Source organism: Accumulibacter sp., from assembly GCF_031732815.1.
In the GTDB taxonomy this organism is placed as follows: Bacteria; Pseudomonadota; Gammaproteobacteria; order Burkholderiales; family Rhodocyclaceae; genus Accumulibacter.
In genome coordinates this window covers 1-9,555 of sequence record NZ_JAVMKF010000018.1, presented here as the reverse complement: position 1 = coordinate 9,555, position 9,555 = coordinate 1, and the positions used below count along the sequence as shown (strand labels likewise).

The 9,555-nt window shown below is 66.4% G+C and carries 6 protein-coding genes and 1 pseudogene; all 7 read left to right on the top strand.

Features of this window, described 5'->3' with window-relative positions:
- Positions 1-2,433: phage tail tape measure C-terminal domain-containing protein (locus RKP46_RS01465; RefSeq protein ID WP_311104984.1), on the top strand; the 2,433-nt coding region annotated here is incomplete at its 5' end.
- Between the two features lie 12 nt (positions 2,434-2,445).
- Positions 2,446-3,048 (top strand): DUF2460 domain-containing protein, encoded by a 603-nt coding sequence (locus RKP46_RS01460; protein ID WP_311104983.1) that lies wholly within the window; start codon positions 2,446-2,448, stop codon positions 3,046-3,048.
- Positions 3,045-4,625, top strand: a complete 1,581-nt coding sequence (locus RKP46_RS01455; protein ID WP_311104982.1) for a DUF2163 domain-containing protein — start codon at positions 3,045-3,047, stop codon at positions 4,623-4,625. The genes RKP46_RS01460 and RKP46_RS01455 overlap by 4 nt, the downstream gene beginning before the upstream one ends.
- A complete protein-coding gene (locus RKP46_RS01450) occupies positions 4,615-5,049 on the top strand; it encodes an NlpC/P60 family protein (RefSeq protein WP_311104981.1) in 435 nt (144 codons plus the stop codon). Before RKP46_RS01455 ends, RKP46_RS01450 begins: the two co-directional genes overlap by 11 nt.
- A gap of 3 nt (positions 5,050-5,052) precedes the next feature.
- Positions 5,053-8,559, top strand: coding sequence for a phage tail protein (locus tag RKP46_RS01445; RefSeq protein ID WP_311104980.1), 3,507 nt, complete (start codon positions 5,053-5,055; stop codon positions 8,557-8,559).
- Positions 8,560-9,279: a hypothetical protein gene (locus RKP46_RS01440; RefSeq protein WP_311104979.1), complete on the top strand. Its 720-nt coding sequence runs from the start codon at positions 8,560-8,562 to the stop codon at positions 9,277-9,279.
- A gap of 19 nt (positions 9,280-9,298) precedes the next feature.
- Positions 9,299-9,555 (top strand): annotated as a pseudogene (locus RKP46_RS01435) (hypothetical protein); the annotation flags it as partial.

Below are 9,555 nucleotides of genomic sequence, written 5' to 3'. Positions count from 1 at the left end.
AATCTTTCCGTCCGCCTCGCCGTGATCGACGGCGGCAAGGTGAAGGCGGAGCTGCGCGATGTCGGCGAGACCGGCGAACGCGCGCTGAAGCGCATCGAGGACGCGAGCAGGCCCGCCTCGCGCGCCTTGCAGGCGATCGATGGCGCGACCGGCCAGGTGCGCGGCTCGCTTGAGGCCATGACGGGACGTCTTGGCCCCCTCGGCGCCGCGCTCGCCCGTCTTGGACCGGCGGGCATCGCCGCCGGCGCGGCTTTGGCCGGCATCGGGCTCGCCCTGACGGCGGGGTTGCAGGAAGCCGCCGAAGCCGAGCGCTCCTATCGCCGTCTCGAAGCGGTGCTGCGCGCCACCGGCCAGGCATCGGGCCTCACGGCGCGCTCCATTGCCGCCTTCGCCGATGAGATCGAACGCACGACGCTGACGACCGCCGAGTCCGTGCAGGACGCCGCGGCCGTGCTTGCGACCTTCCGCTCGGTCTCGGGCGATACCTTCACGCGGGCGCTCCGGCTGGCGCAGGATCTGTCGGCCGTTTTCGGTCAGGATCTTCGATCCTCCGCCACGCAACTCGGCAAGGCGCTGGAGGAACCCGTCGAAGGCATCTCGGCGCTGCGCCGGGTCGGTGTTTCTTTCACCGCCTCGCAGCGTGAACTCATCCAGTCGCTGGTCGAGACCGGCCAGACGGCTGAGGCGCAGAAGGTCATCCTCGATGCGCTCGAACAACAAGTCGGCGGTGCGGGCGCAGCCGAGGCGGGCGGCCTTACGGGCGCCGCCAACCGGCTCTCCGATGCCTGGGGCAATCTGCTTGAGGCCATCGGCCAAACGCCGGCTGTTTCAGGTTTGGCGGAAGGCGCGCTCAATTTGCTCGCCGACGCCGCCGAAGGGATCGCCAGCCTGTTCGAGGACGATCCGATCGCGACGCGGATCGTCGCGCTCAATAAACGTCTGATCGAAGCGCAGGACGAGCTTGCCCGCCTGCAGGCAGGCGGCCCGGGCACACCCCTCCTTGGGCAGCGCTTCGCCATCGAGGAGCAGCGTCGAACCGTCGAGGCGCTGCAGCGCCAGGTCGATGATCTGATCGCTGAGGCCCGCTCCGAGGCCGAGAGCTTCGCCGCCGAGCAGCGCCAGGCCGAAGCGGGCCGCCGCGCAGCCGAGGCCGAGCGGCTGGTTGAGCTTCTGGCGACGCAGCGCCGCGACATCGACCGGGCGATCGACCAGATCGCGACGGATCCGGGTGAGCGGATCGCGCGCATCAATCGGGAATTGGAGGAGACGCGCCGGCGCTTGACCGCGCTGCGCGTGCCCGATGGCAGCAATGCCTCCGATGTCGACGCGGCGATCGCGCGCGCCGAGGAACTGGCGCGCCGGCGTATCGATGCCATCGAACGCCCGGCGCGCGAGGCGGCGGCCCGTGCCGGAGCGGCCAATGCCCGCATCATCGAAGACTTTCGCCGCCAGGTGGCAGGTCTCAACGATGAGCGGCAGGCCGCCATCGATCAGGCGCTGTCGCGCTTGTCGGAGGGAGCGACCGCCGCCCAGCGCGCGGAGGTCGAGCGGCTGGCCGGCGCGCTCTACGACGAGAAACAGGCTCGCGAAGAGCTTGCCAAAGCGATGCGCGAAGAAGAGCGGCTGCGCGAGGAAGGGCGCCGGCTCATCGAGCAGACGCGAACGCCGACGGAAGAGTACGCCGCCACGCTGGAGCGGCTGAATGCACTCCTGCGCGCGGGCGCGATCGACCAGGAGACCTTCAACCGGGCGCTCGCGGGGGCCAACGAGGACCTTGCCGAGGCGCAGGAGCGCGCCCTGCGTCAGAGCCGCGAATGGCAGGACGGCGTGCGCCGTGCGCTTAAGGATTATGTCGATGCCTCGACCGACGCCGCGAGCGCGGCCGAAGAGGCAACCACGCTCGCCTTCCAGTCCATGGAGGACGCGCTCGTTTCCTTCGTGACCACCGGCAAGTTCGAGTTCTCCTCGCTTACCGAGAGCATTCTGGCCGACATCACGCGGATCGCCGTGCGTCAGGCGATTACCGCGCCACTCGCAGGATTCTTGAACGATAACGCCGACGATCTGCTGGGCGGCATCGGCCAGATCTTCGCGGGCCTCTTCCACGAGGGTGGCGTGATCGGCCATTCGGCCTCGCCTGCACGTTCGGTGGATGCCGGTATCTTCCTGGCCGCGCCGCGCTACCACACCGGCGGACTGGCGGGTCTCGCGCCCGACGAACTGCCAGCCATCTTGAAGCGCGGCGAAGCTGTTCTGACGCCCGAACAAATGCGCGCCCTGGGCGGCTCCATGGGCCGGGAAAGCCGCGCCTCGCAACCGATCAACGTGGTGATGAACATCTCCACGCCGGACACCAACGGCTTTCGCTATGCGCAGGGGCAGATCGCGGCCGAGGCGGCGCGCGCCATCGACCGGGCCCGGCGCAATCTCTGACGGAGGGCGATCATGGCCGGGTTCCACGAGGTTCAGTTCCCGCCCGACATCTCCTATGGCGCGGCGGGTGGCCCCGGCTACTCGACGACGGTCGTGATCACGGTGTCGGGCCACGAGCGCCGCAACGCCAATTGGGCGCAGGCACGCGGCCGCTGGAATGTGGCGCACGGGCTGAAGAAGCGGGACCAGGTGGCAGCCTTGATTGCGTTCTTTCGGGCGCGGAAGGGTCGCGCCTATGGCTTCCGCTTCAAGGACTGGACCGACTACCAGGGCCTTGCGCAAGCGATCGGGGTCGGCGACGGCACGACCAAGACCTTTCAGCTGGTCAAGCACTATGCGAGCGGCGCCGAGGTCGAGCAGCGCACCATCGTCAAGCCGGTCGGCGGCAGCACCAAGGTCTACCGCAACGGCATCGAGGCCACATCCGGCTGGAGCATCGATATCACGACGGGTCTCGTCACCTTCACGACGGCGCCGGCCTCCGGCGTCCAGGTGACGGCGGACTTCGAGTTCGATGTGCCGGCCCGTTTCGACAGCGACCAGATGGACATCACGATCGAGACCTATCAGCTGGGCAGCTGGGGGCAGATTCCCATCATCGAGATCCGCCCATGAAATCCGTCTCCACGGCGCTTGCGGCCCACTTGGCAGGGCCGGTGACGACGCTCGCCTGCCTCTGGCGCATCACCCGTCTCGACGGCGTCGAGTTCTATTTCACGGACCACGACCGGGACATCGATTTCGAAGGCAACACCTATCGCGCCAGCACCGGCTATTCGCGCACGGCGATCGCCAATGACGCAAGCCTCAGCGTCGACAACCTCGATGTCGAAGGTGTCTTCGACAGCACGGCGATCCGTGAGGAGGAACTTCGCGCCGGGCTGTTCGACGGCGCCGAGGTTCGCATCTTTCTCGTCAACTGGATGGACCCGGCGCAAGGCCCCTTGCGGATGCGCAGGGGCTGGTTCGGCGAGGTCCTGCTCACCGAGCAGGGCACCTTCCGCACGGAGTTGCGCGGCATGACCCAGGCGCTGCAGCAGCGCATCGGCGAGCTCTACAGCCCCGAATGCCGCGCCGATCTCGGCGATCATCGTTGCAAAGTCCCGATCCTGCCAGTGGAGATCGCGCGCGCCACCGCCTATGCCGCTGGCGATGTCGTTCGTGTCCGGACGTCAACCGCGCCCGCGCAAATCGGGATCCCGTTCGTCAATCCGGGCTTCGATGCAGGCAGTCTCTCGGGCTGGACGGTCGCCTCCGGCACGGCGATGCCCAAGACGATCAGCAACCCGCTCGGACCCAAAACGCGGACCCACTTTCTCGAAGGCGGCAGCGTCGCCAGCTTCGAGGTGCGTCAGACAGTCGATCTGACGGACGTCATCGATCCCGCGAAGACCGACAGTGGCGCCTATCTCGTAACCTTGCGCGGCTGGCGGGCCAATGGCTCGAACGATCTCGTCGATCAGGGGCGTCTGCGCTTCGAATGTCTCGATGCCGCAGGTGCCGTGCTGGCGACACCGCTCGATACCGGTAATGAGGTGGCTGGAACGTCCTGGTCGCTTCGCCAGGCCGTCGATGCCCCCGTGCCGGCGGGGACGCGCCAGCTGCGCGTCATTTTCAACGGCACGCGCCTGGCTGGCACCGTGTGCAACGCGGCGCTCGACGGCATCGAAGGACACTTCTCGGACACGACCGCGGTCGTTGCGACATCCGCTGCATTCGAAAACCGCATCTACCGTTGCACCACGGCGGGCACGACAGCGGCCACGCAGCCGGCATACGCGACGACGGTCGGCGCGCAGACGACCGACGGCACGGCGGTCTTTATCGCGGAGGATGCCTGGACGCGGTCCGGCATCGTCGCTGATGTCATCGACCGCGCCAGTATGTTCGTCGTGCTCGATGAGCCTCGCGCCGTCGATGACTGGTTCGCTGGCGGTGTGCTGACCTGGGAGTCCGGCAACAACGCCGGTCGCGCGATGGAAGTGAAAGCCTGGACGGCAAGCACCGCACGCCTCGAGCTGTTTCTCGCCATGGGCTACCCGATCCGGGTCGGCGACGCCTTCCGCATCCACCCCGGATGCGACAAGCGCCTCGACACCTGTATCGACCGCTTTGCCAATGTCCTGAACTTCCGGGGTGAGCCCTACGTGCCCGGGCAGGACTCGCTCATGACCTATCCCGATGCACGATGAAACAGTGAGCGCTGATCGGCTGGTGGCCCAGGCGCGGTCCTATCTCGGCGTTCCCTGGCGGCATCAAGGGCGCACGCGTGCGGGCATCGATTGCGCCGGCCTGGTCGTCCTCGTCGCGCGCGATCTGGGGCTGGCGGATTATGACAGCACCGCCTATGGCCGCCGGGCGCAAGGCCAGGGCTTCGTCGAGCATTTCCGCAGCCAGATGGATGGTGTTGCCGTCCCCGAGGCGCGCGGCGGCGACGTGCTGGTCTTTGCCGACCAGGCCTATCCCTGCCATTGCGGCTTTCTGACCGAGCGCTTCGGTACGCCTCATCTGCTTCATGCGCATGCGCTGAGACGGCAGGTGATCGAAGAGCCTTACGCCGGCGAATGGCGCTCAAAGGTCAAGTTCGCCTTCCGCTTTCGCGGAGTTTCGGAGTAGCCCATGGCCATCCTTGTCGCGGTTGGCGGCGCCGTGCTCGGCTCGGCCGTCGGCGTGGGCTGGAGCGCGGGCTGGCTGGTCGGATCGGTCGTCGGCAACCTGATCTTTCCGCGTCGCGGTCCGGACGTCCGAACCGAAGGGCCGCGCCTTGGCGACCTGACGGTCACATCCTCGGCTTACGGTGCGCCGATCGCGATCGCCTATGGCACCTTGCGCATGGCCGGCAATGTCATCTGGTCGTCCGGCATCCGCGAACAGCAGAATGTCACCCGTACCCGTTCCGGGGGTAAGGGCGGCGGCGGTGGTGCCACCCAGACCTCGGTCACCTATTCCTACTTCGCCTCGTTTGCCCTCAGCTTCGGCGAGGGGCCGGCCGAAGATGTCTTACGCATCTGGGCCGACGGCAAGCTGATCTACGACAAGACCGGATCGAACCCGGATGTCGCGAAACCCAATCTACGGTTCCGTTTTCATGCGGGCGATGAGACCCAGCTGCCCGATCCCTTGATCGAAGCCCATGTGGGCGCTGGCCGCGCGCCCGCGCACCGTGGTCTGTGCACGATCGTTTTCGAGGACCTGGCCTTGGCGGATTTCGGGAACAGGATCCCGAACATTACCGCCGAAATCACCTTCCGGCGTGCCGAGAGCAAGCCCTATCAACTGCTCGATTTCATCACCACGGGCGAAGGCGGCCTTCTCGATTCCTATCAGATCGACGAGCTCGCGGTCGATTGGCGGCGTGGCTACGGCTACTTCATCGACAGCGATGTCAGCGCCTCGAATGCGGGCATCCGGCGCTTCAGCCTGCGGACGATGATAGAGGACCGCCAGGCGCGCATGAGCGACGTCACCAGCGTTTCGCCGAACAACTTCCCGAGCACGCTCTTCTGCGGCGAGGACGGCTACCTGTATCTCGTGACGGGATCGAGCAATTCCCGACCGATCCTGCGCATCGAGCCCAATGCTCTTAAAGAGGTGAGCCGTTTCGGCTCGACCAGCAGCGGGCTATCGAACTCCACGCTGCGGTTCGTGGCGACCACCTGGATGGGCATGGTCTCCGCCTATGGCCCGTCGGGCCGGGTGGACTTCATCCTGACCGGTTCGCTTTTCGATGATGTCGGTCTGATCCGCGCCGACGGCATGGGTTATGTCTGGGGCGCGGGCCAAACGGTCGATGAGTCGCGCGTCCGTGGCGCGATCGGCGGCGCAGTCGGCGAAGGTTTCGGCGAGGGCTGGGTTCTCGGCAGCGGCACCGGTACGAGCCACACCGGGCTTGCGCTCTATCGCATTCGTGTCGCCGCCGCGGCCGCCTACGATTCCTTGAGCGGCCTCAGTCTCGGCGTGACCTTCGAGAAGGTCGCGAGCTTCGCGCCTGCGCAGATTCAAGCAGGGGCCACCGCGTTCTATGACGATGCCGGCGGCCTCACCTATGACGCGACCGACGATGGCGTGATCTTTCAGGTGCAGATTTTGAATGGCGGGTCGGCCGGCGCGATCTACACGGTCAAATGGCGAAGCGATGCGGGGATCGTCTGGAAGACACCAACGCCGATCCAGATCAACTACGAGGGGCCATTCTTCGGCCAGAGCCGCCTTCAAGGCCAACGCTGGACGCTGATGCGCGCAACGCGGCTCGTGCAGATCGACACCGCGACGGGTGCCCTTGTGACCGACGAAACCTGGCCGGGCGCGGTCAGTGAGAACGGTGCGCAGGTCTATGACGCGATCACCGACACGCATCTGGTGCGCGGCACCAATGGCTGGGCCCGGCTGTTTCTCAATCGCGGCGGCGGCGAAGGCGAAACACTCTCCGGCATCGTCGCCGATCTCTGCGAGCGAGCGGGCTTAGGGCTGGCCGACCTTGATCTCGGTGAACTCGACGACATCGTGCCCGGCTATGTGATCGGGCGGCAAACCACCGTTCGCGGCGCGATCGAACCGCTGGCGCAGGCCTATTTCTTCGACGCCGCCGAAAGCGACGATGTGCTGCGTTTCCGTACACGCGGCCGGGCGCCGGTCGCGACGATCGACAGCCAGTTCCTCGTGCCGATCGACGATCGGACCGCCGAAACCTGGCGCGAGCGGCGAACGCAAGAGGTGGAGCTGCCCGAGCGGGTCAGCATCGTCTACATGGACATCGCCGCCGACTATGCGCAGGGCTCGCAGAGCGAGAAGCGGGCGTCCTTGCCGACGCCGACCATGCATTCGCGTAATCAGGCGAGCGTCGAACTGGCGCTCGCCATCGATGCCACCACCGCCAAGCGCATTGCCGCGAAAACCCTGTTCAGCGCCTGGGAGGAGCGCTCCTCCTACGAGGCGCAGCTGCTACCCGACTGGCTGCGGCTCGACCCGACCGACGTGATCGATGTCGTGTTCGCGACCGGCTCAAGTTTTAGGACACGTCTGACCCGCATCGATGTCGGTGCCGACTTCCTGCTCGGGATCAAGGGCGTGTCCGAGACCGCCGCGACCTACGTCTCCTCGGTTCTTGCCGATAGCGGCGCTGGCAAACCGGCCCAAGTGATCGCGGCGCAGGCGGCGACCAAGCTGATCCTTCCCGATCTGCCTTTGCTGCGCGACACCGACGATCTCGGGCAGACCGGCTCGCGCGCCTATTACCTGATGGGCGGCTTTGGCGGCCCCGGCTGGCCCGGCGGCTCGCTCTACCGAAGCCTCGACGGCTCGGCGTGGTCGCAGATCGGTCGGGCTTTGAGCGAAGCGGCCTGGGGCGCGACGGCCAATGCGCTGGGCAGTCCCAGCTCGCCGTTCGCAACGGACGAGGTAAACGCACTCACCGTGTTCATGACCACGGGCGGCGATCGCCTGGAGAGCGTCACGCAGGAGGCGCTGGTCAATGGGGCGAACGCGGCCCTGGTGCTCAAGGCCAATGGCGAGCCCGAGGTCATCCAGTTCCGGGACGTCACGCTCAATCCGGATGGCTCTTATACCTTGCGTGGACTGCTGCGAGGAAGGCGGGGCACCGATGTCTTCGTCGCCGGCCACGCACCCGGCGAGCTCTTCGTGCTTCTCGACCCCGACGATGTCGAACCGCTGAGCCTATCGCTTGGCGATCTGGGCTTGAGCCGCCTCTGGCGAGCGGTCGGCTTCGGAACCCTGTTCGAAGACGCCGAGAACGTATCCCACGCTCATACCGGCCGCGATCTGAAGCCCTACGCGCCTTGGAACCTTCGCGCCGTGAAGACCGGCAGTCCGAGCAATATCACGCTCAGCTGGGTTCGGCGCACGCGCATCGGCGGCGAGCTGAAAGACGGCACCGGCGTGGTGCCGCTTGGGGAGGCGAGCGAAGCCTACGAGATCGACATCCTCGCCGGCCCCGGCGGCGCCTTGAAACGCACGCTGGTCACCGCCAGTCCGAGTGTCGTCTACGCCAATGCCGACATCCTCACCGACTTTGGCACCGTGCCGACGTCGCTGTCGGTCGCCGCCTATCAGCTGAGCGCGATCGCCGGCCGAGGATTTGCGCGCGCCGTCACCGTGGAGGTTGCCTGAATGCCGACGCCCAATCTCGCCATCACCCATGTCGCGGCCTCGCAAAACCAGAAGGAGGTCACGATCAATGATGCGCTCGACAAGCTCGATCTGGCGATGAACGACACCGTGGACGTCGATTGCACCGGCGGCAACACGACGGTTTCAGCGTCGGATTATCGTGAGAACTTCCTGATCCGCCTCACCGGCACGCCGGCCTCGGATTTCACGCTCACGGTCCCGGACGGCAAGCGCATCTTGGCCGTGCACAACACGACGGCAAGGATCGCCACGCTGCGAACCACAACGGCGGGCGCCACGGTGATCCTCCGGGCAAGCGAACTCGGGATCGTCGGCTCGCGGGGCACCAATCTGGTTTCGCTCGCGGCCTCGGCAATAGGCGGCCTTTACGACCTTGGGCTGTTCATTCCTGGCCTGCCTGCTGCGACTGCGCTCGTCTTTCAGTACGTGTTCCCGAGAGGCGTGAGTTTTCCGACAAGCCTGACGGGGAGTACCGGCCGGGCAGCCACAGGGGCGACGAGCCTCGCGTCGTTCGCGCTCCGCAAGAACGGCACCAACGTCGGCTCCGTCGATTTCGCCGCCGGTCAGGCAGTCGCCAGCTTCACTTTGGCAGGCGGCGCCAACTTCGCAGCTGGGGACGTGCTCGAACTGCTCGCGCCTGCGCCCCAGGACGCGACGCTCGCGGACATCTCTCTCTCGTTTGTCGGCGCGAGAACCTAATGCACAAGGATGGATAATTATGGCGCTGCAATTCTGTGACGGCTTCGACAGTTATGGCGCGATCGGCGATACGGTCGGGAAATGGGGCAGCTACCGTTTCTCGGTCGCCGCCGACCTCTCTTTTCTGCCGACTGGCGGGCGGTTTGGCGGTGGAGCCGTGCGGTTCTCAGCGACGACCGGGATGCTGGTGAGAAAGACCAACCCTGCCGTCGACGAGATGTTCGTCTGGGCGGCGATCTTTCCCCGATCTTATCCGACGACCAGCACGCCATTCCT